This window comes from Leptolyngbya sp. ST-U4 (assembly GCF_039962215.1).
In the GTDB taxonomy this organism is placed as follows: Bacteria; Cyanobacteriota; Cyanobacteriia; order Elainellales; family Elainellaceae; genus Leptolyngbya_A.
In genome coordinates, this window is record NZ_JAMPKZ010000012.1 from 114,341 (window position 1) to 139,872 (window position 25,532).

A 25,532-nucleotide genomic window follows, 5' to 3' on the forward strand; every position below is an offset into this window, starting at 1 on the left:
TAGATATAAATTCTAGATATAAATCTGGCTCAAGATAATGCGAAGCCGATCGTAGTCATCCTTCAGCAGAATGCTCAGCATTCGTCCTGCCTGAACGAGCCATTGGCGATCGGCTTGCCGCAGTCGGTAAATTTCTCGGATTGCGGCTGCCGTTAAACCATCGACGGGTGCGCCTGTCACCTGAAGCAGCGTTCGCAGAAAATCAAGCTGTTCGCTGAAGCGCAAAATTTCTTCAGAGTCGCAGTAGTAAACTGCCTGATGAATTTGCGGTGGACGAGGCGGCAAATGCTGATAAATCGTTTCGCTCAGGCTGCTGCCGTTTTTCCTGCCGTTCCCGTTTTTGACGTTCCCATTCCTGGTTCCGTTTCCGGTTCCATCCCTGGCGGCATGGCTTCCTCTACCGGACTGAAAGCCGACGATCGCTGCCCGAAACTCGGTTTTGAGCATGGCGAAAATCTGCGGCTGCTGTTCTCGCAGGTCTTGCAGCGAGAGTCCTAACGCTCTGGCACGATGCACCGAGTCGATCGGGCTGGTCGTGGCATGATAAACCACGGCATAAACCACATTTCCAGACTCTTCATCTTTTGCCTTGACCCAGCTTCCGAAGGGCGGCATCACTGCAAAGCTGAGGTCTTCCGGTTCAAGGCACTGCGCTAGAAATTCAGTCGTTGCCGTCTCGATCACTTCGGCGAAATAGCCAGGGTGACGGCTTTGAGAGCTGAATTGAGGCAGAGGCAGCCGCATAGGAGGAATGTGCGATCAGGTTAGGGGAAAGAAGGTGAGCGGATAGAAGAGTGAGGCGATCAGGCGATGCGGAGATTATTTCTTGGCGCGTCCGGCTTTAGCATCGATCGCTTCGATATCAGCCAGTTTAAAGGTGACAAGTTTATCCCAGTTGCCGCCTTCAAACAGCACAGCCACCTTGCCATCGCCTACACGCTGAACCAAGCCTTGATAGCCGTAATAGATATCGTCGACGTTTTTAACGCGAACTGCAGCTCCCGGCAGAATCATAAGTGAATCATCGGTAAAGTGAACTGATATTAGCTTAGATCATTCCCGCACGAATGCAGAAGAGAAACCGCAATAGAAATCCTTGATGATTGCTGTTTGCAGTTTGAATGATGCTAAAACTTGAGCCGATGACGATAGTTATTCACTGATTCCACAATCCCCAGCGCGATAAAGTTAGTGAGCAACGCCGATCGCCCATAGCTAAGCCAGGGTAAAGGAATGCCTGTTACGGGAGCCAATCCAATCGTCATGCCAATATTCACCAACACCTGAAAGACAATCATCGACAGCACCCCGATCGCTAGCAGCGAACCAAAATTATCTTTAGCGTTTTGGGCAATAATTACCAGCCGCAGACAAATGAGCCAGAACACCGCCAGCACGACCACACAGCCGACAAAGCCCATTTCTTCGCCGATTGCCGAGAAGATAAAGTCGGTATGCTGTTCGGGAATGAAATTGAGCTGGGTTTGAGTGCCCTGATTGATGCCGCGCCCCAACATTTGCCCTGCTCCGATCGCAATCCGCGACTGAATCAGGTGATAGCCGCCGCCAAGCGGGTCTTTATCGGGATTGAGAAACAGTGCCAGCCGATCGCGCTGATATTCCTTCAGTAAATTCGTCCAGGCAAAATTTCCCAGTCCCCCCGCAATCAGATTCACTACGCCCACCCCGATCGACCCCCACAATGCCCAGGGCAGTGTGCGCCAGCCGAGATACAGCACCAGCCCGATCCAGAAAAACCAGCTCGGCAGGAAAATGCCAAACAAAATTGCAGAGACGATCGGAGAAATCAGCAGCACTAGCCAACCCGGATTCGCATTGCCCCAGTAAAGCATTCCCAGCGTGATTGCGCCAAACACCAGTCCCGTTCCCAGGTCAGGCTGAAGCATAATCAGCACCCAGGGAACTGCGGTAATTACCAGCGTCTTCAGCACGATCGGAATCGTGGGCGCACCGCGCTCGTTCAGGGTTGCTGCCAGCGTAATGATCACGCCTACTTTGGCAAATTCCGACGGCTGAAGGTTGAAGTTGCCGATCGTCACCCAGCTTTGTGCTCCATTTGCCGTGGTTCCAATAAAAATTACGATCAGCAGCGAAAGATTTGTGATTGCGTAGATAATCCATTGCCACTGAAGCAAATTTTCATAGCGCGATCGGGCGATGAACAGTGCCATTACCAAACCAATGCCGCCCGTGATCCAGTGCTGCCACCAGGTGGAAAATCCCTGATGCAGTTCAGTACTGCGAATGGCAATGCCTCCGAGCGCCGTCATGCCGATTGCCAGCAAAAACAGTAGCCAATCGACTTCCTGCCAGGGCTGTATCAAAGCTTTCCAGCTAATGCGGCTAAGGGAGCGATAAAGCATGGGCAAATTGGGGAAAAACTGCGCTTAAGACAGAATAGCTTATGCCAGGGCAGCGACGGAAACTCTGGCGGCAACCTGCTGAGCGATCGCCGTAATCGCTTTAGCAGAAGGAGACTCTGGATCATTCACCACGATGGGAACGCCTCGATCGCCCCCTTCTCGTACCGGAAGCTCCAGCGGAATACAGCCTAGCAGCGGCAAGCCCAATTCTTTGGCAGTTTTCTCACCGCCGCCGGAGCCGAAGATATCGTATTGGCGATCGGGTAGATCAGGCGGCACAAAGTAGCTCATATTTTCCACAATGCCCAGAATCGGAACCTGAAGCTGCTGGAACATCCGCAGACCGCGACGGGCATCGAGCAAAGCAACGGTTTGGGGTGTGGTGACGATCACGGCTCCTGCCATCGGCACAGCCTGCGCTAGGGTCAACTGCGCGTCTCCGGTTCCGGGCGGCAAATCGACAATGAGATAATCCAGGTCACCCCACTGCACTTGATAGAGAAACTGGCGAATAATGCCATTCAGCATCGGACCACGCCAGACTACAGGCTGATCCGGGTCGATCAAAAAGCCCATCGAAACGAGCTTCACGCCATAGTTAAACGCAGGCTCCAGCACTTCTCCGTTACTGCCCTGGTGCACCACAATTTTTGCATCGGCTAACCCCAGCATTGTTGGCGCGTTGGGACCATAGATATCTGCGTCGATCAGCCCCACTTTTGCGCCTGCCTGTGCCAGCGAGACGGCAATATTCACCGCTACTGTGCTTTTGCCCACGCCACCTTTACCGCTCGACACGGCAATAATATTCTTCACGCCTGCAATTCCAGTGCGATCGGGCAGGGATTTTTGCTGAGGCGTTTCTGCGGTCACTTCCACCTCAACTGACTCTACACCGGGCAGGGTCTTCACCGCTTTCTGGCAGTCTTCGACAATGAACTCGCGCAGCGGACAAGCCGGAGTCGTCAGCACCAGGGTAAAGCTGACCTTACTTCCCTCGACCCGAACATTGCGAATCATATTCAGTTCGACCAGGCTTTTTCGCAGTTCCGGGTCTTGCACGGGGCGCAGCACGTCCAGAATGGCACTTGTTTCTAGCATTGTGGGCATCGCGTTCTCAACTCTGGCGATCGACCAGGCGACAGGACAAAACGAAAGGTAAAACTTGAAGCAAAAGAAAATAAGGGCAAAATGTTCAACGTCCATTCTACCGTTTGCTTTGCCTGAATCAGTTCGCCTGAATCAAAGCAGCCTGCCCGAAAGCAACGATTCGGTTTTCTCAAGCTTCATCCCAGACTTAACCCAGAATACGCGGACAGCGATCGAGCCAGGTTATCACCTGAAAGCCGATTTGCCATAGTAGCAGACCCGCAAACACATCGGGATAATCGAGCTTGCGCCGCTTGGAAACCGGATTGTCTGCTTCTATCAAATCCTGCTCAGCCGCAAGTGCCAGCTCACGGGCAACTTTAGCAGCATAAGGGCGAATGATTGACCAGACGATCGGCGAAAGCCAGCCGCGCAGCGTCACCGAGTAGGAAACCTTTGTGCCGCACAGCGTAGACTCAACGCGATACGTCACCCGCTCTTCAACTCCCGGAAGCGCCAAAATTCGAACGCTTAGCAGTTCCATCGGCGACACCCGCTCCACAAAAATCTGAATTGGAAACGGGCTGAGACGGCTCACTGCCTGATAAATCAATCCCGGTTTAGGAATCAGCCCCTGCGGAACGTTAGTGCGGGCGATCAGGGGATGCCACGAGACATCGGCTAAATTCACCACCTTCTGCCACAGGTCGTCTACTGAAGCAGAACTAACCGCCTGATAGGTTTCCGCGAGAGGAGGAAGATTATCAAAGTTCCAGCGTATCCGTCGAGACCAGAAGCCTAACATTGCTCGTCCTCCTCGAAGCTCTGCCTGATTGCAGTAATCGTCTTTCGGTCGGGGGTCGGGCAGCAGATCAAAACCTGACCGACGCATCGATCGTCTAAGACATAAGACCTTCTATTGTAGTCCAGGTCGTTAAATCAGTACGGCGAGTTTGTCAAATGAAATATTTGATACAGAGCTAAAGCACTTTTCTATAGGAGTGGCGGTTTGAGGAGTCGCAGCGATCGAAGATTGCCCGCTCAATCGCATTGCCCCTCAATCGATCGACTTTAGGGGAGTTAACTTTGGGGAGCTTAAGTTTGGAGAATTTTAAGATCTGTAAGAGCCGCGAGGACATCTACGCCACAAGCATGACCGCTCTATTTTCCAGTTTTAAGCAATTTCATTCATCGAGTAGTGGGTTGCTCGCTTGCCGCCAAACCGTTCCACAATCCAATCGTCATAGGTGTCAGCGATCGTCACCACCGATAAAATACAGGTTTGCAGCTCCATCAAATCCATATTCTCGCCGCCCAGCACACTGTTGCCAAACAGCACCTCGCCACCCTTGCCTAACTGAAACGCCCCAAAGCGCATTCGAGAATTTTCAGTGAGCAAATAGTGCATCAGCTCTGATGTAATCTGGGTTTCGATCGTGACCCAGCTCCAGGCACGCACGATCGCTAGTTCTCGCATTTCCCACGGATGCACTTCCCATGCCAGCACCTCGATCACGATTTTTGCCGAACCGTAGGTTAAGTAAAAGAATGGCTCATGAGCGGAAACCTGCATCTGGTCTTTGAACAGGGCGGAACTGGTGAGATAGTCCTGCACCTTGCGGTAGGTGAGTTCCTGAGCAGCATTAAAAAAGGAGAGGGACATCAGGGCTACAAAATAAACATTTTCTGATCCAGCCGCTTCGGGTCGTGGGTTTCGACAAAGCGATCGAGACTTTCATCAGACTCCAGGCGACCGTCTACCAGGTTGACAATGCGATCGGCAACGTCGAGGATGCGGTTGTCGTGCGTCACCATCAGAATGGTACAGCCCTGCTCTTTAGCAAGCTGTTGCAGCAGCGTCACCACCTCTCGACCAGAGGCTTTGTCTAGAGCAGCAGTCGGTTCGTCTGCCAGAATCAAAGTAGGACGATTGACCAGAGCACGGGCGATCGCGACGCGCTGTTTTTGTCCGCCGGAAAGGGAGTTGGGCTTGTAGTTGAGCCGTTCGCCTAAGCCGAGTCGGGTGAGAATTTCAGTGGCGAGTCGCCGCTTTTCGCGCCAGTTTTGGGTTAGCTCGACTGCCATTTCGACGTTTTGCATTGCAGTGAGCGAATCGAACAGATTGTGCGCCTGAAAGATAAAGCCAATATTGCGCCGCACTTTGACTAGCTCTGATTTACTGAGTCCGACGATTTCTTGTTCCAGCACTTTGAGACTGCCGTCCTGCACGGTTCGCAGTGCGCCGATCAGGGTCAGCAGCGTGGTTTTTCCAGAACCGGATGGACCTGTCATGATCACAATCTGTCCCTTAGGCAGATCCAGGCTGATGTCAAATAGCACCTGCTTTCGCAAATCGCCCTGACCGTAGAAGTAATTGAGATTGCGAATTTGAACGGCGATCGAGCCTGCCGTTTCTTCTGCAAAATCCAGTCTGTTTGTGATTAAAGAAGCACTCATGAGCCAAACACCTCCGCTGGATCAGCCTGCTGGACGCGACGCACCGCAATCACGCCCGAAATCAAACACATTAAAAACGTGGCAATCATCAAATTCAGGATTCGTGAAGGAGTCATGACCATATACAGTCCGGTTGCGTTCCGGGTTAAGGTGTATAGCCCAAAGCTGATGAGACACCCCGGCACAAATCCTAGAAATCCCAGCAGTGTCGCCTGTTGCAGCACAACGCCGAACAAATAGCGGTTTGAGTAGCCGATCGCCTTTAGCGTCGCGTATTCCACCCAGTGGTCGGCAACGTCGGTGTAGAGAATCTGATACACCAGAATCACGCCCACCAGGAAGCTCATTGTCGTCAGCAGCGAAAACACAAAGCCAATGCTGGTATTTTTGCGCCAGTAGTTGAGTTCCTGATCGACAAATTCCTGCTTGGTATAGACCGAGATATCTTTGGGAAGCCGATCGCGCAGCACTTTGGTCAGTTGTTCCACGTTTGTTCCGTCCGCGACATGCAACAGCCCAATGTCTACCGTGTTCAGCGATCGGCTTTCTTCGTCTGGACCCAGATTGGCAAAGTAGCGCAAGAAGTTTTGGTCGCTCATGACCACGTTGCCGTTGCCAGATGCAAAGTCTGTGCCCAGGCTAAACGTACCCACCAGGGTCACTTGCTGTTCTGCCAGTTCGGTAACGGTGCCTGCCTGCTTGGGCCCCACTTCCGGGCGAGATTTTTCGTCGATCAAAGCAGTTCGGGGCAGGAGCAAGTCCGATCGATGCTGCACAATTCCCGGTAAGGGCAACACGTTATCGTTTGGGTTAAACGCCAACACGCGCAGGGGACGGGTGCGCTTGCTGATCGGATCTTTCCAATTTGCGGTAACCGTGTAGAGCGGATAGGCAGCCGTCACCCCGTCAAATGCTTCTGCCTGGTAGAGCCGCCGCCGAGCAAACTGCTGCGGCACAAACATATTGTATTTAATTCGATTCACGATCACGATGTTGCCATTCAGCCGTTTTAGAAGCTGCACCTGGCTGTCGTACAGGGCATTCTCAAAGCCGCGAAACATAAACATCAGCACCACAGCAAACCCAACTCCGGCGATCGCAGTCAATAGCCGCCGCCGCTCATAGGTGAGGTTAAACCAGGCAAGGGGAGTCCGCCGCCAAACCATCCTTAGAACACCTCCGCTGGATCGGTGGTAACCACGCGTCGCACCGAAATCAGAGCTGAAAGGCTGCACATCACGAGGGTCAGCAGCAGCACAAATATGGCTCGTTCCAACTCCATTGTCATCGGCAGTCCGCCACTCGTTGCCCTAACCGTCAGGTCATACAGCCCTAGCGATACGGCAAAACCAGGGATATAGCCCAGAACGGCCAGAATTACCGCTTCCTGCAACACCACACCAAACAAAAAGCGGCTGCGATAGCCCATCGCCTTGAGCGTCGCATACTGCTTCATGTGGTCAGAGATATCAGTGTAAAGAATCTGATAAACGATCACCACGCCCACCACACAGGACACTGCAACGCCCATCGTGAAGATGAATCCAGTCGAAGTCGTGTTAATCCAGTAGTCGCGATCGCGGGCAATGATTTCTTCCTGCGTGTACACCGACACATCCGGCGGCAGAACCCGCTTCAGTTCGACTGCAATTTGCTGCGGATTCACACCAGGCTTGAGCTTGATCAGTCCCAGGTTGATCAGGTTGAGCGGGAAGGGGTCAAAGTAGCGGCGAAAGTTCTGATCGCTCAGAATCAGCGTGCCGTCTGCCGCAAACCCGCCACCCATACTGTACTGTCCACCGATCGTAATCTGTCGCCGCTTTGCCTCGGTCACGGTTCCCGTCGTCTGCGAACCAAATTCAGGACGCGAGAGGCGATCGATCAGCGCAGTATCGGGTCGTCTCAGTGCCGCCAGATTTTTCGGGTCTTTCAGTTCAGGCATGATGAATACCGGATCTTCGGGGTTCATGCCATACACAAAAATAGCGCGATTGCGTCGCGTTTCTGGATTACGCCACTGCAAATAGCCCACATACAGCGGCATGACCCGCTCTACTCCATTAACCCCTGCCGCCTGGTAGATTCGCTCGATCGGGAAAGGCTTGGTCGTACTGATTTCTAAACTTTGAGGCGAAATTAGAAAAATTTCTGCGTCAATCTGCCCGTAAAGAATCGCCGCCGTCTTTGCCAGCGAACCGAGAAACCCCAGATTCATAAACACCAGAATCACTGCAAACGACACCCCCGCAATTGCCACTAGCAAGCGGTTTTTCTCGTGGGTCAGGTTTAACCAGGCAATCGGGGTTCTCATGCAGCCCAGCCAGAGGTAAGCGATCGGCGATCAAGTGTAAACAACTCTTAATTATTCTAAGATTTCCGATCGGTGATCAACTCCCCCAACTGGGGCATTGCGCGGGTGCTGGTGAGCGCGTAGGTGCTGGTGAGCAAAGGGGTTGTTGCAAATTTTGTTGCAAATAATGCTTGCGGACAGGCAATGTTTACTTCAATTTTTGCGATCGTGGCTGATCGATATCAATTAAGATCTCTATTTCAACTGCACCGTATCGTTCCCTTAATCGGCTTTCCAGGCGATCGACGATCGTTTTTGCCGCAAGCCGAAACTCGGGACGCAGCAGCAGTCGCATTTGCACAAAGACCAGCCTGCCAATCATGCCCTGGGTCCGAATATGCGAACAGGCAACGACTCCTTCAAACTGCTGGGCAAGCTTTGCTAAAACCTCTGGTGCGATCACCATCTGACGCACTAAAGAAGGAATTTGCCAGTTCAACAATCGCCACAAACTCACTCCCGTCAGCAGCAGCAAAGCCATCGTCAGCAGCGGGTCAAGCCATCGCAGCCCTGAAGCCACTGCAATAACGCCTAAAATTGCACCGCTCGTCACCCAGACATCCTGCAACATGTGGCTGGCATTCACGCGCAGAATTCCAGTTTGCAGCACCCTTGCCTCGTGTCGCTCAAACAAAAGCAAACCCCACTGTACCAGCAGCAGCGCGATCAGCAGCCAGATCAGAGCGGGTTTAATTGGGGCGATCGTTTCGAGGGTGGGCTGCTGCCAGAGGGCATAAAGCTGAAGTAGGGCAATCCCCAGCAAACTCAGCCCTGCAAACCCAACAAGTGCCACCAGCAGCAGCACAATCAGCGTTTCGCGACGACGATGGCTCCAGATCGTCCACCGCGTCGATCGAGGAAAAGCCGCTAGCGTCATCAGGCTCAGCAGGGTGCTGAAGCAGTCCAAAATCGATCGCAGTGCCTCTGCAAATAAACAGAGTGATCGGGTAGTCCAACTTGCCCAAACTTTGATTGCAAAAAACAGCAGCAGTAACCAGAAAGTAATAAACAGCAGGCGATAACTAATTTTTGCTCGATTCAATCGCTCCATCATAGGGCAGAGGCTATCACAAGCATAAGCAAATCGCCTGAGGGGTCTTACCCTCTAAATTGCTGAGTTGAGCGGTTAATTGAAAAGTATCAAAGCTGCGATATCGCCTCCTAAATCCCTTAATGCTGAAGGACTTTGAAACCTAGAGATGGCTCAGTTTCCTCCCCAATTGGCTAGTCGGGGGCAGGTAATTGTTATGACTTTTCAAACATCCCTATAAAGGCAGACTGGCTTAAATGGGGTGCGATCGGTTTTCGTGCAGGATTGAAAGTCTTTCTAATTGAGGAAACTGGAAAGCTGAGGAGCAAGGCAGCAGTTTGAATACGGCTTCAAACTTTTCTGAAAAATTGGCGGGAATTTAGGGCACTCTGAGTTTCATCGACTCGCATGACGAATTGAAATTCGATCGCTAGATTCAGGCTGAGGTTTGCATTAAATCCATGTGCCTATTTTGGCGATTGCTCTTATCATTAGTTAGGACTTTGTGACAGAAAGAAAAGAGAGGCGAACTGTTCGTCAATCCGTTTCTATCAAAAGCTTCCTGCTCCTTTTTTCACCTTTGGCTGTGAGGATAAAAACGATGGACAAAACCTCAGATGGGCATTCTCGATCGCAGCACATTTCCCGATTTTGGCAGTCGCGATTTTCAAAATATGGGTTGGGGCTTTTGACGATCGCTGCGGTGATGGTTCCTGGCTATCAGGCAACGGCGCAAACCGCGACCCTTCAACCCTCGATTCCCGATACATTTGAGGATGCTTTCTACTCGAATGCGGGTACTTTTTTTGGCAATCGTAGCCTGGGCGGATCTCTTTCGCTGCTGCTGGGCATTCCTGAATTCCCCGAAAACCAAATCGCCAGGGACGCCAGAAGAGTCGATCGGCTGTATCGAGAAGTTTTGGAACAGCAGGTCGCCAGTGACCCCACCATTCGCACCCCCGACTTACCCAATCCATTTAGCGGTTCTCTGCTGACCACGCCCCTGATCGCAGCCGAAGATCCCATTCCCCCCGCTCCGCCGCCCGTTATTTTCCAGCAGCCAAACTTTGTGCCTGTTCCTGCGGCTACCCCGGCTCAACCCGTCCCGGCACTGTGGTAGTTTGCAGGATTTGACGAACAGCGACAAACGTAAAAATCCCCCGATCTGGGGGACTTTCGTTTATTCCAGGAAAATGCCCTGTAAACACGACTTCATTGACCAGAATTAGCGAAAGCGACTTCTCAGCAGCAGCGAGTTTGTCACTACGCTGACCGAGCTAAACGCCATAAACGCTCCTGCCGTTGCCGGACTGAGGGCAATTCCTAAACTGGGCAGCAGTAGCCCTGCGGCGATCGGAATTCCCAGCAGGTTATAGATGAATGCCCAGAAGAGATTCTGCTGAATCTTGTTAAAGGTGGCGCGGCTGAGGCGAATCGACTCCACCACATCGCTTAGCCGATCGCGCATCAGCACAATGCCTGCCGACTCCATTGCCACATCAGTTCCCGAATACAGTGCGATTCCCACATCTGCCTGAGCCAGAGCAGGCGCGTCGTTGATGCCGTCTCCCACCATGCCGACTGTCCCCTGCTGCTGAAGCTGAGCGATCGTCTTTGCCTTCTCATCGGGCCGCACGTTTGCCAGCACAGCTTGTTCTGAGAGTCCAAGTTGTTTTGCTGCCGCCTGCGCTGCGGTTTGTTGATCCCCGGTCAGAAGCATGACGCGCAATCCCATAGATTTGAGGCGATCGACTGTTGCTTTAGCATCAGGTCGCAGGGCATCTTGAGCCGCAATCAGTCCAATCAGATGACGGTTGACCGCCACATAAACCAGCGATTTGCCTGCGGCTGTCAGGGTTTCAGCTTGAGTTTGGGCAGCTTGAGGGATTGCTACGCCAGCGCGATCGAGCCATTGGGCATTCCCAACAATGACGCGATTTTGGTCGATCGTTGCTGCCACGCCTAAGCCTGGCTCGGTTTGAAACTGATCTGCCTGCAACAAAGGGAGTTCCTGCTGCTGTGCCTGCTGCTGGATTGCGATCGCTAACGGGTGCTGTGTGCCGCTTTCAACTGTGGCTGCAAGCTGAAGCAAGTTGTCTGCTGAAATATCGGCTGAGCTATCGGCTGTGACGGGCAAGCAATCGGTGACGAGCGGCTGACCCATTGTGAGCGTTCCGGTTTTGTCAAACACGATCGTTTTAAGCTGATGCACCTTTTCCAGCACATCGCCGCCGCGAATCAGCAAGCCCCGCTCTGCCCCAATGCCCGACCCAACCAGGATAGCTGTGGGGGTAGCAAGCCCAAGCGCACAGGGACAGGCAATCACCAGAACCGCGATCGCAAGCTTGAGGCTGAGCAAGAGCGGAGAAGTTGGCAGCTCGCCCATACCCGCCATGCCGCCGCTGTGCATTAGCGCATGGGATGCGCCGATCGCGTGATGTCCTAACTGCTGAATTTGTTCTGCCCATACCCGGCTGCCGATGAAATACCAGAAGCTAAAGGTGAGCGTAGCGATCGTCATCACGCCATAGGTAAAATAGCCTGCGACCGTATCCGCTACGCCCTGAATCGGAGCCTTGCGCGTTTGCGCCGTTTCCACCAGATTAATAATTTGCGCCAGCGTCGTGTCTTTGCCCGTGCGCGTCGCCCGAATTACGATCGCCCCAGACAAGTTAAGCGTCCCAGCAGCAACCAACTCGCCCGACTGTTTGAGCACCGGAACGGCTTCTCCGGTCAGCATCGACTCGTTCACCGTAGTTTGTCCCGCAATTACTTCGCCATCAACCGGAATCTTTTCACCCGGCAGCACTTGTAGCCATTCGCCCACCTTCACCTGACTGGCAGGAATTTCAGCTGCTGCGTTGGGAGCCAGCGTGGGAGAATCAGCCGGAATCAACCGAGCGATCGTGGGCTGGAGGTCAAACAAAGACTGAAGCGCAGCCGTTGCCCGACTTCTTGCCCCTTGCTCTAGCGATCGACCCAACAAAATAAAGCCCACCAGCATCACTGGCTCATCAAAGAAACATTCCCAGCCCAAGCGGGGAAACAGCAGCGCGATCAGGCTCGCCGTGTAAGCCGTCACGGTTCCCAGCCCGACCAGCGTATTCATATTCGGCGCATTTCGCCGCAAGCCGCGCCAGCCATCCACCAAAATCGATCGTCCCGGAAACAGCAGTGCCAGCGTTGCCAGTCCCCAGTGAAACCAGATATTGCTCAGTCCCGGGATCGATAGCCAGCCAAACTGGTGCAGATGCCCGGTCGCCGAGAGCACAACCAGCGAAATGGCAATCAGGGCACGACGAGTTTGCTGCCGCGTCTCCTGCTGCTGCCGTTCAGCGGGGGTCAGCCCATCAGGGGCGGCGGTGTCGCTCTGGCGCGACTGGCTGGGAAAGCCTGCCTGAGTTAGTTTTTCTGCCAGCACTGCGGAATCGATGCCCGGAGCGCATTCCACCACTGCCACTTCGGTGACGAGATTCACGATCGCATTTTTAACGCCTGCTTCTGACTTCAACGTATTTTCGACTGTCCGCACACAGCCTGCACATTTCATGCCGCTGACATCGAGCGTAAAGGTTTCCGAAGCGGATTCAGAGGGGGCAGAAGCGATCGATTTTTCGGGGATAAGCTGCATAAGCGATCGAAGTCAGAGAAACAAATCGGAAGTGATCTAACGCAATCAAGCTTCCATCTCCAGCCTAGCGAACCGCTACATAATTGGATACAGACGATCGGTTGATTTTAGCTTTTGCAAGATTTGTGCAAAATTTATGCAAGATTTGCGGCTGAGCAAATGTTTGAGCAGTTGCAGAAAGCAGTTGCAGAGATCCGGCATTGCCCACTAGACGAGCGCTAGATTTTTGTTTCTAGAAAAGTTTAGTCACTCCCTCAAACAATAGATTCCCGATCGGCGCAGCTTGCATTGCGGCTAATAGCTCGCCGGACGATAACCCGTGATGTAAGCGAACTCCGTAGTACAGCAAGAATCCTGAAAGTAGGAAACGCTGCCAGCGACGATTGTGCATCCAGCGTCCATAAACCGTGCGAATTCGACGCTGCATCCCCAGTTCCAGCAATAAATGCAGCGCGGCAATCAGCAGAATCAAAAACAAAAGCGGACCAAAGGCGTGATAGCCGATCGCCCCACTCCAATCGCGGCTTGTGACGGCTATAAAGGATCGCGTCATGCCGCAGGTGGGACAGGGAATTCCAGTCAGCGATCGGAGCGGGCAAACGAGCCAGGAAATCTGATAGCTCCTACAAAGGAATGCCCCTGCGATCGGAGCAGTAACCACCGCGAGGCAAACCTGGCGCGATCGTCGTTCAGCAGCGGAAAGCGGCACAAGCGAAAGAGAAAACAGCATTAGTTAGCATCAGTTCGATAAGAGCGAACCCAGGTAGAAGCGAAATCCAGGCGAAACTGCCTGAACTGCCTAAACTGCCATCTCACTCGAAAGATTGAGTCCGAGGATATGACGATAGGCAGCGACGGTAGCACAGATCGTTAGGGGAGCGGTGACTAGCAAACCGATGCCACACAGCAGCACACCTGCTACGTTAACCAGAAACAGCAGGCTAGCAAAGCCCAGGAAGGAAAACCACTGCTTTGTGATCACCTTACGGCTTGTCTCGATCGCTTCCCAAAAGCCCAGCCTGCGCTCGACTACTAAAGGAATCGCAAAGTTATAGGCGATCGAAAGATAAATTCCGGGCAGCAGTGCCAGCAGACTGCCAATGAGCAGCAAAACAGCAACAGTCGGATTCAGGCTGAAAGGAATTGGAGTAGAAAGCGCGAAAGCTGGATTGCTCGCGAGCAACGCAATCAGACCCAACCCAAACAGAATAAAGAAGGGAATTAAGCTTAAAAGAATCAGCAAACCGGAGACGAGACTGGTCAGAAAGATAGGCAGAAATCGACCGTTCTGAAACCCCTTAAAAAAATCCCCGAAGGTCGTCTGCTGTTGCTTCAAGATCTTAAAAGCAACAAAAAGGAATCCAGCAAAAAGCGGAGCAGAAATAATCGAGCTAATCAGGCTTCCGATAGTGCGCCAGGCTGCTGCTACTCCGCTCACTTGATCGGGATCAGAAACAAAGGCGGCAGGTCCGGTAAGGACAAGATTGATCAGAAAGCAGACGATCAAAAAACCGATAAATCCCCCCGCATTTTGCTTAAAAATTTCCCAGCCTTCACTGAGATAAGCGATCGGGGTGATCGTGTAGCCTTCTCGAATCAAGCTGTTGATATTTTTAGGAGAATCGTCAAACATCTATTAGTCCCAATGCTTTTATGAATGAACGCATTAAAATACTTGCATACACATCACTTGCATACACATCGCCAAATTATACTTGTCGCTCTTGCCACCCACCGAGAAGTGACAAATGATTAAACATTTTGTCTTTGCTGAGTTGGTAGAGGAAACTGCGACCTATTGCCCCATACAAACTTCCTGATTTTGCCGCTCATCCATTCGGTCATCAATTTAGTAAAATCAGGGTTTGGCAAGTGCAATTTAGACTGTGTAGAACTTATGGATGTCATTCCAGCGATCGACCTGCTAGACGGAAAATGTGTGCGGCTGTATCAGGGAGACTATGCCCAGTCTCAGGTGTTTGACGACAACCCGGTTGCAGTGGCGCAGCAGTGGGCAGAGCAGGGCGCAACCTGGCTGCATCTCGTCGATCTGGATGGGGCGAAGGCAGGGCATCCGGTCAATCAGCAGGCGATCGAGGCAATTGTGCAGGCAGTATCGATTCCGGTGCAGGTGGGCGGGGGCTTGCGCGATCGAGCGAGTGCGGCGGATTTGCTCCGTTTGGGCGTGCAGCGCGTCATTTTGGGAACGGTTGCTGTCGAACAGCCCGATCTGGTGCAGCAGCTTTGTCAGGAGTTTCCCGATCGCATCGTCGTCGGCATTGATGCCCGCAACGGCAAGGTTGCCACACGCGGCTGGCTGGAAACCTCAGCAGTCGAAGCTGTGACCCTGGCTCAGCAAATGGCAGGGTTTGGCGTTGCCGCAATTATCTACACCGATATTCATCGGGACGGAACGCTACAGGGCGCAAATTTGGACGCGCTGCGCGAGCTGGCGAATGCGGTGTCGGTTCCTGTGATTGCGTCGGGCGGGGTCAGTTCGGTGAATGACTTAATGCAGTTGCTTCGCCTGGAAGCGATCGGGGTGACAGGAGCGATCGTCGGACGTGCTCTTTATACCGGAGCCGTTTCGCTCAAGGAAGCCATTCGTGCAGTCGGTCAGGGTCGCTGGCAGGATGTGCCGCCCGATTTTGGTTCCACCCTTGCCTAAATGCACTGGTGCTTATTTTTTGCGTTTCTGAGGGGCAGTGGTGCGGGGCGTTGCTTTTGCCTTGGCAGCCGTTTTGGTTGCTGAAGCGGCTCGACCCCGACGACGGGAAGGCGAAACGATCTCAAGCACTGGCTCCACGATAGTAGCCTCAACGGGTGGGCTGGACACAGGCTGATTGCGACTCCGACGCGGCTTGGTGGCTGAATTGGCGCGTTTAACGATCGACAGATAGCGTTTCAGCGAAGAAGCAGTAATCCGAATGCCACAGCTGGCCAGAACCGTCACAATTTCGTCGTAGGTATAGCCCCGCTGCATGGCGATCGTAATCGAGTCTTGAAGTTGATCGACTGCTTCGCGCAGCGACCAGGATTCTTTGGTTTTTTCTGGCAGGTCGGTCAATGTCAGGCTAACGGTTGCGAGGGCCCGCTGCGGAACGTTTGAAGAACCCCGCTTCTTTGTTTTGATCATGCTTGTCGCCGTATTCCCAGTCGCATTCCCAGCCGTATCTTTAGCCATATTCTTCGCCGTGCCTCTTGCCATATCTAGATTCCTACCCCAAAGTAATAAAATGTGATTTAGTGCCGTTGTAGAATCGATCGCAGGGATTGATTCTTCATTATCAACGCAGGATTCCCACAAATCAACTGAATTCTTTCAGTCCGTTTGGTTTAGAAATATTAATTTCTAAATCTCCTGACGCTTGCCGGGATGCTCATCCCATTGCTTGCCGTCCTATTACCTACTGGATGCGATCGCAGTTTCCACCTGTTTCAATCGATTCCATTCCCCGGCTAAAGCGATCGCACCTGTTGTCATGATTCTCCGGTTCGCTTTCGTCGCGTTGCGGCGGATGGTTTCGCTGCTTTGTCGGGTAATGTCTCAGGCGGTACTTCAGATAGCAGATCCGGTAATGTTTCGGGCAATGCTTCAGACAATGTTTCGGGTAATATACTCAGGGCAACCGATGGAGTCGATTCAGCAGCAGAGGATTTACGCGAAGATTTGCGGGAAGAATTGCGCGAGGATTTGGGTTTGAGTAGTGCTGCGGGAAGTTTCAAATCATATCCGTGCTGTTGACAAACCGTTTGCAAATGCGTTATCTCGATCGTCGTCACACCCATTGCTGCCGCATCGCGAATCATGTCCTGAGCAAGTTCCTGAATCGTGCCACCGCTAATAAGTAAGTGATCGGCTAAAAGTTGCCAGGGCATTCGTTCACTGACGGCCACCGAGGACGGAAAGGCACGCTGCCACAGCTTCAGCCGATCCATCGCCGCAGGCAGAGGCAATCTCAGCAAACCGTCCATTTGTCGCTGCCACTGAAGCTGTACCGAGGCTAGATGGGTGACACTAAAACAGGTCAGGGTAGCCAGCTTCGATCGCTCCTCAAGAAACCGATGAAGGGTGGCGATCGACAGCGTAGACGATCGGCTTAGCCACTTTTGCGCCGATTTAATCAGCACCACGGTAGGAGCGTACAGACTGATTTCTTTGAGAACTGCCGAATAATTTGCCGGATCGATCTGCGCTAAATCAACCGTGAATAATGGCACATCGAGCGCACTGGCAGCGGCAGCAGCGACGGTTGTTTTTCCCGTTCCAGGCTTGCCTGTAACCAGCGCAAATCGACCGATTCGTCCCAGGTCTGCCGCACCCAGGTTCCAAACTTCCTCTGCCTGCCTTTGTCCTGCAACCTGCTGCGTGAGATATTGCAGGGACGACAGACATTCTGGTGGCAAAACAACATCCGACCAGGCAACAGTCGCCGTCTGACGCTGAAGATAAACGCAGCGACTAATGACAGCAACCGGAGCCGCCGCTTTGGGGGCAGGAGGATGCAGCAGCGTATCAAGATCTGCCTGTGTGGGGTGAGTCGCCAGCAGATAGTTCACCAGGCGATCGGAGAGCTTGACCGGGCTACTGAGGCGAGTTTGCTCGGTGCAGGGCAGCAGGTTTACCAGTTCCGTCTTCAGCAGCGGCGAAGAATTTAGCAAGTGATAGCGAGCGGTATACCAGTCGGCATCGGTGCGGCAAAGCAATCGCAAAACCAGATCGAGCATCGGCAGATCGGGCTTCAGTCCGCCCTCGTTGCCCTGCAAAAATCGATAGAGCTGAGCAAAGCGGCGATTTACTTCTGGAGCAAGTGCCATCAGCACCAGATTTTTCTCAAATTCCGACAAGCGCAATCGATCGCGGAGCGCAGGTAACGCCAGAACATTTCCTTGCCGCTGACTGGCTTGAATCTGCGCCTCAAGCTGCTGGGGATAGGTCGATTTTGCGCTCGACTGGGGCTGGCGATGTTCGTCATAGGCGACATTAGTATCCAGCGAGATGATGCCCTTCCACCAATGACTTGTCGCACGATCGGCTGCGGTTTGGGAAAAGCGATCGATCTCTTTGGTGTCTTTGCGTTGTCGAGCAACTGCCAGCAGCAAGACTCGCTCTAACCACTGAAGCTCTGTTTTTAAATAAGCCCAGTTGTTTGCAAAGCCGTCTGCCTGTTCTCCGGGTATCGCCATGATGGGTAAGGGGGTTCTTAGGTGTGGGAGGAATGGATCTTAGCGAAAAGTAAAGTAGATGCGCTTCAATATTGTTTTGGCTTTATTCGAGCGTGGCTTTATTCAAATGCGCTCCACCCGATGCGAAGCCTGCACACAGGGATTAGAATTGAAATGCAAGATGCTAGTCCTAGTTTGAAGCAAATTTCTCCATGATGGAAGTTTTCGACATTAAACGCGAAGTCGAACAGTTGTCTGACCGCCTGGGTAAAACCCAGGACTATCTTTGACCTGCCTGCTCTCACCGCCAGAATTGCTGACCTGGAGCAGGTCGCTGCCCAACCGGAATTTTGGGAAAACCAGGCGCAAGCACAGCGTACCCTTCAAGAGCTAAACGATCTCAAATCTCACATCGAACAGCTCGATCGCTGGCAGTCTACCCTCGAAGACGCCAAAGCAATTCTAGAACTGCTGGAATTGGAATCCGATCAATCCCTGATTCAAGAAGCCGAAGCTAACCTGAATCGGCTCCAGCGCGAGCTTGACCAGTGGGAGCTTCAGCAGCTTTTATCGGGCGAATATGACGATCGCGGCGCAGTGCTCACGATCAACGCCGGAGCAGGCGGAACCGACGCGCAAGACTGGGCAGAAATGCTGCTGCGAATGTACACGCGCTGGGGCGAAGCACACGGCTATAAGGTGCATTTGACCGAAATTTCAGAGGGCGACGAAGCCGGAGTTAAATCTGTCAGCTTAGAAATTGACGGACGCTATGCCTACGGCTATCTCAAAGTCGAGAAGGGAACCCATCGCCTCGTCAGAATTTCCCCCTTCAACGCCAACGGCAAGCGGCAAACTAGTTTTGCAGGCGTGGAAGTGATGCCAATTCTGGATGAGTCAGTGACGCTCGACATTCCCGACAAAGACCTGGAAATTATCACCACGCGATCGGGCGGCAAAGGTGGACAAAACGTGAACAAAGTGGAAACGGCAGTCCAGATTCGCCACGTTCCCACCGGGCTAATGGTGCGCTGTACCGAAGAACGATCGCAGCTTCAAAACAAAGAGAAAGCTATGGCGCGTCTGAAGGCAAAGCTATTGGTCATTGCTCAGGAACAGCGAGCCAAAGAAATTGCCGATATCCGGGGCGATATCGTCGAGGCTGCCTGGGGCAACCAGATCCGCAACTATGTGTTTCATCCCTATCAGTTGGTCAAAGACCTGCGAACCAATCAGGAAACCACGGCGATCGACGATGTGATGAACGGCGAACTCGACTCGTTTATCGAAACCTGTTTGCGGCAGGAAAATCACCTCACCGAAGGAGCAAGCGTTTAGCAGAGGTTTTGCTTAGCTGCAGCGAGCCGACACCGCCCCCGCTGTTTCCCTCGCCTACTGTAGGAGTGATATAAGAGCGATCGCGTTTAGCGGGAAACTGCTATTGTCCCGACTGTTCTCCCTAACGTTCGTGTTCGGTAGTTGCAAGTGACCTTTGCATTAACACCAAAATCTTGATGGCCTCTGCTACAACACGGTTGTTATGCATCAGTTTATCCAGATAGATAAATTTGAGAACTCGCCAACTAAGCGCTTGATATTTGCATGACCGATCGCAATCCCAACGCTAGTAAGGGTGAAATTCTTCATCGCAGACTCTGACCATGTTTCAAAAAGGCTAGACATATAGGGTCTAATTTCGATGCATTTGTCTTTGATCTCTGAATCATTCATTTTTCCGAGGTCAAATAGAGCATGAATTTTGACACGATCCTCAGCCAAAATTGCACATTCTTCCAAAGCTTCGTCTAGCAATTCTTTGCTATTTGCACGAACCTGTAATTTGGATGGGTCATTAAGGCACGGCATGAAAAATCTCTGATCGAGTCCGATAGAGATACCCCTATCTATAATTTCTTTCTCTTCAAATCCTTTCAGGAATTGCCCCTGGTAGGTTATACCCAAAATACTCTCAAGTCTTCTTTCTCCAAGCCCAATTGCTCCGCTACCAGAAAACTCAAGATGTTGATAACAAGCTATATTCTTAACAAGTTTTGAGGCAAAGGGAGCAACATGCATGTCAAGATACTCAGCAAGCATCTGATGATTGCCAACACGAAAATTTTGTGTATACTTAAACAGAAATATCACAGCCAAGGCAGCCAGTTGGCTCTCAGTTAACTTGGGTGCCGTGATAAGAGATTCATTAAGAACAATCTGTAAAATGTCACGCTGCTCTTGCTTGCTTCTATCGACCAAAAGATCAACCAGAAGATCTCCAAGCTCCTTGTCGCCATTTCTGGCGTATTCCTTCTGAACAGTAAAGAGCGCATATTGGAAATCGGGATCATCCGATTTTTTAAATCCATCTGGATTTTCTTGCTGTAGTTTCGATAGAAATGCTTCAGTGATTTCCTCAGCTCTGGCTCTGGCTGTTTCTTTGGCAACTCCCGCAAGTTCATAGAAGTTTGCTTTAAAGACATCAAGTGCAACACTTTTAACTTCAGTGTAAGTTAACCCTGTGATTGTGACATTGCCGCCTGCTTGGATTGCAGTGCTCCCCTCGGCGACGTTTTGTTCCTGATCTTTATTTAGCATGCTTGTCGCTATTGATATCTCCGATACTCACATCTCCGCCAGCCTGAATACCCATAGAGGAGTTTGAGACAGACTGATGCTGTCGTGCATGCCGTTTACTGCGTTTCTCAACAACAAACGCTGATACTAGAGCTGACATTGAGCCTACCAACGCAAGGGCTGGCTCGAAACCCGGATCTGAAGCGAGCCAAGCAATTGAAGCTACCAAGGCAACAACAGCCAAGAATTTTATTATTTGAGTCATGTGCTGTCCTCTAATGCATAACTACTGATTGGGCGGAACGTTTCCCACCTAAGATCCTAGATTAGCGATATAGGCAAAAATATTTCTGTCTAAGATCCTTAATTTGGCTCTTTAGACAGAGCAATTCAGTATAACTATCCCTCCGATCGATCGCCCCTATCTACCCCGTTCTCATGAAGTTTTGGGAAAAGCCAATTCTGATTGAGGGAGCCGCCTTTCAGCAGCCAAATTATTCAAATTGTTATCTTTGGAGTTGCGCTTTGCACCGATCGCCCCAGCAACTTGTCCTTCAACCCACAGGTTAGCGATCGCCCCACCCGGACGATTGAGCTATCCTGATCCATAGCAGGCTTTACTTCTTCCCCGTTTGTCCTATGGTTTCCAGTCCTCAGCAAGAAACGAAATCGATCGCCACCGGAATGCTGCGTCGCGTTCATCATATTGCGTTGAATGTTCGTGATATGGCGGCATCGCGTCACTTTTATGGCAACGTGCTGGGGCTGCGGGAGTTGACCGGGGCAGAAGTACCCGAAACGCTGAAGGAACTGTTTGAGAAAGGCGAAGCGGCAAACTTTGAAACGCCGGACGGAACGATCGTTGATTTGTTCTGGAAGCCGAATTTGCTGCCGCCCGACCCTGACCCCAGCAAGTGCTTTACTCGTGCTGGACACCTGGCATTTGATATCGACCCAGATCTATTTGATCATGCGGTTGAAGTGCTGCGGCAAAACGAGATTACGATCGATCACGGTCCCGTCAGCCGTCCGACCGGAAGAGGGATTTATTTTTATGATCCCGATGGCTTTTTAGTCGAGATTCGCTGCGATCCAAAGGGATAGTTGCGATTTCTATAGTTAAAGAGCGGAGATCCGGCTGGGCGATCGTCAAATTCAGTCCGGCAGCTTCCCCTGTCTAGAACTCCTCACAATCAGTTGGTCGAGCTACGGTAGGAATAGAGCGAAAAATGTTTCAATGAAGATTCTGGGTGGTGCGTGTCACCCCAAGTTTTGCTGCCAGGAGACCAGGAGAAGTTAGGAAGATGGATGAAGCTTATCGGAACCATGTTGCAGAGCGATCGGCGTTAGGAATTCCACCTCTGCCGCTCGATGCGGAGCAAACCTCTGGTTTGTGCGAACTGCTCAAAAATCCTCCGGCAGGTGAGGAAGCGGTTTTGCTGAGTTTGCTGCGCGATCGCGTTCCGCCCGGAGTCGATCAGGCGGCTTATGTAAAGGCAGGTTTTTTGACCGGCGTTGCAAAGGGTGAAATTACGAGTCCCCTGGTGTCTGCTCTGGATGCAGTGGAGCTGCTAGGCACCATGATGGGTGGATATAATGTGCAGTCGCTGATCGATCTGCTGCAAGTTGAAAATGCTGAAATTGCAAGCGCAGCAGCAAAGGCTTTAAGCAGAATTCTGCTGGTGTACGATGCCTTTCATGACGTGCAGGAACTCGCCGAACAGGGCAACGGCAATGCTCAGCAGGTGATGGAATCCTGGGCGAATGCAGACTGGTTTACCACTCGTCCCGAACTGGCGGAATCGATCACGGTGACGGTGTTTAAGGTTCCGGGCGAAACGAATACCGATGATTTGTCTCCGGCAACCCACGCGACAACTCGCCCCGATATTCCGCTTCATGCCTTGGCAATGCTGGAAACTCGCCAACCGGGAAGCCTGGAGACGATCGCCCAACTCAAGCAAAAAGGCCATCCCGTCGCTTATGTAGGGGATGTCGTGGGAACCGGGTCTTCCCGTAAATCAGCCATCAACTCCGTGCTATGGCACATCGGACAGGACATTCCCTTCGTGCCCAATAAGCGATCGGGTGGCTATGTGCTGGGCGGCAAGATTGCGCCGATTTTCTTCAACACCGCAGAAGATTCGGGCGCGTTGCCGATCGAGTGCGATGTGTCGCAAATGGAAACCGGGGATGTGATTACGATCTATCCCTACAAAGGCGAAATTCAGAATGAATCGGGTGAGACGATCGCCACCTTTAAACTGAAGCCGGACACGATTTTGGATGAAGTACGGGCAGGCGGACGAATTCCCCTGCTGATCGGTCGGACGCTGACGGATAAGGCACGGGTGGCACTGGGCTTAAGTGTGAGCGATCGCTTCATTCGCCCATCTCCGCCGAAAGACACGGGCAAAGGCTATACCCTGGCGCAGAAAATGGTCGGCAAAGCCTGCGGTTTAGAGGGTGTGCGACCAGGAACTTCCTGTGAACCCATGATGACGACTGTGGGATCGCAGGACACCACCGGACCTATGACCCGCGACGAACTGAAAGAGCTGGCTTGCCTCGGCTTCAGTGCCGATCTGGTCATGCAGAGCTTCTGCCATACGGCGGCATATCCCAAACCTGTAGATATCAAAACTCACCACGAACTGCCGGACTTTATCACCCAGCGCGGTGGCGTTTCCCTGCGTCCAGGCGATGGCATTATCCACTCCTGGCTAAACCGGATGCTGCTGCCAGATACAGTGGGCACAGGCGGTGACTCCCATACTCGCTTCCCGTTGGGCATCTCTTTCCCGGCAGGTTCGGGACTGGTGGCGTTTGCGGCAGCGTTGGGCGTAATGCCTCTGGATATGCCGGAATCGGTGCTCGTGCGGTTTACGGGTCAATTGCAGCCCGGTGTGACGCTACGCGATATCGTGAATGCGATTCCCTACGTGGCAATGCAACAGGGCAAACTCACCGTTGAGAAGCAAAACAAAAAGAACGTCTTCTCCGGTCGCATCATGGAAATGGAAGGACTGCCCGACCTGAAACTAGAGCAAGCCTTTGAGCTGACCGATGCAACCGCAGAAAGATCCTGTGCGGGTTCAACGATCGCCCTCAGTACCGAAACCGTTGCCGAATATCTGCGATCGAATGTCGCTCTGCTGAAAAATATGGCAGCACGGGGCTACGGGGATGCTCGAACCATTCTGCGGCGCGTGGCAAAAATGGAGCAATGGCTGGCAAATCCGTCGCTGATGGAAGCCGATCAAGATGCCGAATACGCTGATGTGATCGAGGTCGATCTGGATCAGATCAAAGAACCGATCGTCGCCGCTCCCAATGATCCCGATAACATCAAACTGATGTCGGAATGTGCAGGCGATCCGATTCACGAAGTGTTTATTGGCTCCTGCATGACCAACATCGGGCACTATCGCGCCGCCGCCAAGATCCTCGAAGGGGCAACCTCCACCAACGTTCGCCTCTGGATCGCGCCGCCAACTCGTATGGACGAAAAGCAGCTCCGCGAAGAAGGCGTTTACGATGTCTTCAATGCCGTCGCAGCCAGAACCGAAATGCCCGGATGCTCACTTTGTATGGGCAACCAGGCGCGAGTAGAAGATGGCGTCACGGTCTTCTCGACTTCAACGCGCAACTTCAACAACCGCATGGGCAAAGATGCCAAAGTCTATCTCGGCTCAGCGGAACTGGCAGCAGTCTGTGCCCTGCTTGGTCGGATTCCCACGGTTGAAGAGTATCAGGCGATCGTTCAGGATAAAATTAATCCCTTTGCGGCAGACCTGTATCGCTACCTCAACTTCGACCAGATCACCGGGTTTGAAGATGAGGGTCGTGTGATTCCCCTAGAGGAAATGCCCCGGATCGAGGACATCCTGGGAATGCCGACCACTGCCCGATAGTGCGGGCAACCTCGTCTAGACTCTCGTTGTCATCAAGCAAGGTAATCAAGCAAGCAGGGGCAGTACCCGATCGATTCGATCTAAGGTATTGCCCCTTATGCTATTGCCCCTCATGATTTGACTCTTGATTGGCTTTATTTCTTGATTGACTTTATTGCGGGATCAAAGTCCCCCAAAATTGGGGAATTTAGGGGGCTGAAACGCCCAGAAGCCTACCAGAAAAACTACGGCACCACCAGAACTGGGCAGGGCGAGAGATTAATCACTCGATTGGTCACGCTCTCTGACGCGCCTTCTTCGGTCAGGCCCAGCCCGCGACAGCCCATAATAATCAAATTGGCTTCGACCTCGTCTGCCACATCGCAGATCACAAACGCCGGAATTCCTTCCCGTTCAATGACCTCGGATTCGATGCCCTGCTGCTGAAATAGGGCTTTTACTTCGGTAAGCAGTTTGGCGATCGCTTCCGGTGAGGTCATTTCGCGATTACCTCCGTGGGGGAACTGCTTCGCATCGGCGGTTGTAGCCGCTTCTCCTACTTCTAAAGACTCCACCACCGAGAGCAGCACCAGCCGACTGCTGTAGGTTTTGACGAGGTTCACCACCGTATCTACCGCTTCCCGCGATTCACGGCTCTGGTCTACCGGGAATAGTACATTTTTGAACATTGTCCCTCCTGTTCTAATCCTGGCTTCTGATTCTGGCTTTTGATTCTGGCTTTTCAAAAAAACGAACTTGCGATCAGACGTTTTCCCAGAGAAATCCTGAAAACCAAGGGCTTACACTGCAATGAGTTCTGCATCTAGTGTACTAGAGTCACAGGCTACAGATTTTTTTCGGAAAATTTGGTCAAGAAAATGCGATCGTTTTTTAGAAATGCTCCATAAGACTTTACAATGCTAATAGGTAAAAAGACTCATTAAAGGGAGTTCAAGCG

23 protein-coding genes are annotated in these 25,532 nt (G+C 52.2%); 5 read left to right on the top strand and 18 right to left on the bottom strand.

The features are described from left to right. Positions 1-12: 12 nt before the first annotated feature. The 10 genes from NDA02_RS17670 to NDA02_RS17715 form a co-directional block, all read right to left on the bottom strand. Complete coding sequence (locus tag NDA02_RS17670) at positions 13-744, bottom strand: HAS-barrel domain-containing protein (RefSeq protein WP_190789895.1); 732 nt, start codon at positions 742-744, stop codon at positions 13-15. Between the two features lie 75 nt (positions 745-819). Beyond that, positions 820-1,014 (bottom strand): NAD(P)H dehydrogenase subunit NdhS, encoded by a 195-nt coding sequence (locus NDA02_RS17675; RefSeq protein WP_190789894.1) that lies wholly within the window; start codon positions 1,012-1,014, stop codon positions 820-822. A 113-nt stretch (positions 1,015-1,127) separates the two neighbouring features. Further along, entirely contained in the window at positions 1,128-2,384 is a 1,257-nt protein-coding gene (rodA, locus tag NDA02_RS17680) for a rod shape-determining protein RodA (RefSeq protein ID WP_190789893.1), read from the bottom strand. A 39-nt stretch (positions 2,385-2,423) separates the two neighbouring features. Then, a complete protein-coding gene (locus tag NDA02_RS17685; RefSeq protein ID WP_190789901.1) occupies positions 2,424-3,485 on the bottom strand; it encodes an Mrp/NBP35 family ATP-binding protein in 1,062 nt (353 codons plus the stop codon). A gap of 196 nt (positions 3,486-3,681) precedes the next feature. Beyond that, positions 3,682-4,278 carry an SRPBCC family protein gene (locus tag NDA02_RS17690; protein WP_347277811.1) on the bottom strand — a complete coding sequence of 199 codons (597 nt, stop codon included), beginning with the start codon at positions 4,276-4,278 and terminating at the stop codon, positions 3,682-3,684. A gap of 369 nt (positions 4,279-4,647) precedes the next feature. Continuing rightward, positions 4,648-5,136 carry a hypothetical protein gene (locus NDA02_RS17695; protein WP_190789892.1) on the bottom strand — a complete coding sequence of 163 codons (489 nt, stop codon included), beginning with the start codon at positions 5,134-5,136 and terminating at the stop codon, positions 4,648-4,650. 5 nt (positions 5,137-5,141) lie between these two features. After that, entirely contained in the window at positions 5,142-5,930 is a 789-nt protein-coding gene (locus NDA02_RS17700) for a DevA family ABC transporter ATP-binding protein (protein ID WP_190789891.1), read from the bottom strand. After that, positions 5,927-7,096, bottom strand: a complete 1,170-nt coding sequence (gene devC / locus NDA02_RS17705; protein WP_190789890.1) for an ABC transporter permease DevC — start codon at positions 7,094-7,096, stop codon at positions 5,927-5,929. Before devC (NDA02_RS17705) ends, NDA02_RS17700 begins: the two co-directional genes overlap by 4 nt. A gap of 2 nt (positions 7,097-7,098) precedes the next feature. Continuing rightward, positions 7,099-8,241: an ABC transporter permease DevC gene (gene devC / locus NDA02_RS17710; RefSeq protein WP_190789889.1), complete on the bottom strand. Its 1,143-nt coding sequence runs from the start codon at positions 8,239-8,241 to the stop codon at positions 7,099-7,101. Positions 8,242-8,428: 187 nt separating this feature from the next. Then, positions 8,429-9,334 carry a cation transporter gene (locus tag NDA02_RS17715; protein ID WP_348255562.1) on the bottom strand — a complete coding sequence of 302 codons (906 nt, stop codon included), beginning with the start codon at positions 9,332-9,334 and terminating at the stop codon, positions 8,429-8,431. 577 nt (positions 9,335-9,911) lie between these two features. Here NDA02_RS17715 and NDA02_RS17720 point away from each other — a divergent pair. Further along, positions 9,912-10,430 carry a hypothetical protein gene (locus NDA02_RS17720; protein ID WP_190794425.1) on the top strand — a complete coding sequence of 173 codons (519 nt, stop codon included), beginning with the start codon at positions 9,912-9,914 and terminating at the stop codon, positions 10,428-10,430. A gap of 105 nt (positions 10,431-10,535) precedes the next feature. Here the strand turns inward: NDA02_RS17720 and NDA02_RS17725 are convergent, their stop codons facing one another. The 3 genes from NDA02_RS17725 to NDA02_RS17735 form a co-directional block, all read right to left on the bottom strand. Continuing rightward, on the bottom strand, positions 10,536-12,941 hold the full coding sequence (locus NDA02_RS17725) for a heavy metal translocating P-type ATPase (RefSeq protein WP_348255564.1): 2,406 nt from the start codon (positions 12,939-12,941) through the stop codon (positions 10,536-10,538). Positions 12,942-13,173: 232 nt separating this feature from the next. Next, positions 13,174-13,671 carry a DUF2752 domain-containing protein gene (locus NDA02_RS17730; RefSeq protein WP_190794423.1) on the bottom strand — a complete coding sequence of 166 codons (498 nt, stop codon included), beginning with the start codon at positions 13,669-13,671 and terminating at the stop codon, positions 13,174-13,176. A gap of 69 nt (positions 13,672-13,740) precedes the next feature. Further along, the gene (locus tag NDA02_RS17735; RefSeq protein ID WP_190794422.1) at positions 13,741-14,574 is read right to left on the bottom strand and encodes a DUF975 family protein; all 834 of its coding nucleotides are present in this window, start codon (positions 14,572-14,574) and stop codon (positions 13,741-13,743) included. A 264-nt stretch (positions 14,575-14,838) separates the two neighbouring features. Between NDA02_RS17735 and hisA the strand changes: the two genes are divergently transcribed. Continuing rightward, complete coding sequence (gene hisA, locus NDA02_RS17740; protein WP_190794421.1) at positions 14,839-15,609, top strand: 1-(5-phosphoribosyl)-5-[(5-phosphoribosylamino)methylideneamino]imidazole-4-carboxamide isomerase; 771 nt, start codon at positions 14,839-14,841, stop codon at positions 15,607-15,609. Positions 15,610-15,621: 12 nt separating this feature from the next. Here hisA and NDA02_RS17745 read toward each other — a convergent pair whose 3' ends face one another. Together NDA02_RS17745 and NDA02_RS17750 are read right to left on the bottom strand one after the other, a co-directional pair. After that, positions 15,622-16,149 carry a hypothetical protein gene (locus tag NDA02_RS17745; RefSeq protein ID WP_348255566.1) on the bottom strand — a complete coding sequence of 176 codons (528 nt, stop codon included), beginning with the start codon at positions 16,147-16,149 and terminating at the stop codon, positions 15,622-15,624. Between the two features lie 272 nt (positions 16,150-16,421). Next, entirely contained in the window at positions 16,422-18,128 is a 1,707-nt protein-coding gene (locus NDA02_RS17750; RefSeq protein ID WP_348255568.1) for an AAA family ATPase, read from the bottom strand. A 194-nt stretch (positions 18,129-18,322) separates the two neighbouring features. Between NDA02_RS17750 and prfB the strand changes: the two genes are divergently transcribed. Beyond that, positions 18,323-19,445 (top strand): peptide chain release factor 2 gene (gene prfB / locus NDA02_RS17755; RefSeq protein WP_348255583.1). Its coding sequence is split into 2 segments (ribosomal slippage): positions 18,323-18,394 and positions 18,396-19,445, totalling 1,122 coding nucleotides; the frame shifts between segments, so codons are not numbered across the junction. A 207-nt stretch (positions 19,446-19,652) separates the two neighbouring features. On the opposite strand, the gene NDA02_RS17760 is transcribed toward prfB, so the two are convergent. Then, positions 19,653-20,702 carry an LPO_1073/Vpar_1526 family protein gene (locus NDA02_RS17760; RefSeq protein WP_348255570.1) on the bottom strand — a complete coding sequence of 350 codons (1,050 nt, stop codon included), beginning with the start codon at positions 20,700-20,702 and terminating at the stop codon, positions 19,653-19,655. Further along, the gene (locus tag NDA02_RS17765; RefSeq protein ID WP_348255572.1) at positions 20,692-20,946 is read right to left on the bottom strand and encodes a hypothetical protein; all 255 of its coding nucleotides are present in this window, start codon (positions 20,944-20,946) and stop codon (positions 20,692-20,694) included. Before NDA02_RS17765 ends, NDA02_RS17760 begins: the two co-directional genes overlap by 11 nt. Positions 20,947-21,320: 374 nt before the next feature. Here NDA02_RS17765 and NDA02_RS17770 point away from each other — a divergent pair, with 374 nt between their 5' ends. Next, on the top strand, positions 21,321-21,785 hold the full coding sequence (locus NDA02_RS17770; RefSeq protein ID WP_348255573.1) for a VOC family protein: 465 nt from the start codon (positions 21,321-21,323) through the stop codon (positions 21,783-21,785). 200 nt (positions 21,786-21,985) lie between these two features. Beyond that, positions 21,986-24,595: a bifunctional aconitate hydratase 2/2-methylisocitrate dehydratase gene (gene acnB, locus NDA02_RS17775; protein WP_348247292.1), complete on the top strand. Its 2,610-nt coding sequence runs from the start codon at positions 21,986-21,988 to the stop codon at positions 24,593-24,595. Between the two features lie 224 nt (positions 24,596-24,819). Here the strand turns inward: acnB and NDA02_RS17780 are convergent, their stop codons facing one another. After that, the gene (locus tag NDA02_RS17780) at positions 24,820-25,263 is read right to left on the bottom strand and encodes a universal stress protein (protein WP_190792629.1); all 444 of its coding nucleotides are present in this window, start codon (positions 25,261-25,263) and stop codon (positions 24,820-24,822) included. Positions 25,264-25,532 lie beyond the last annotated feature (269 nt).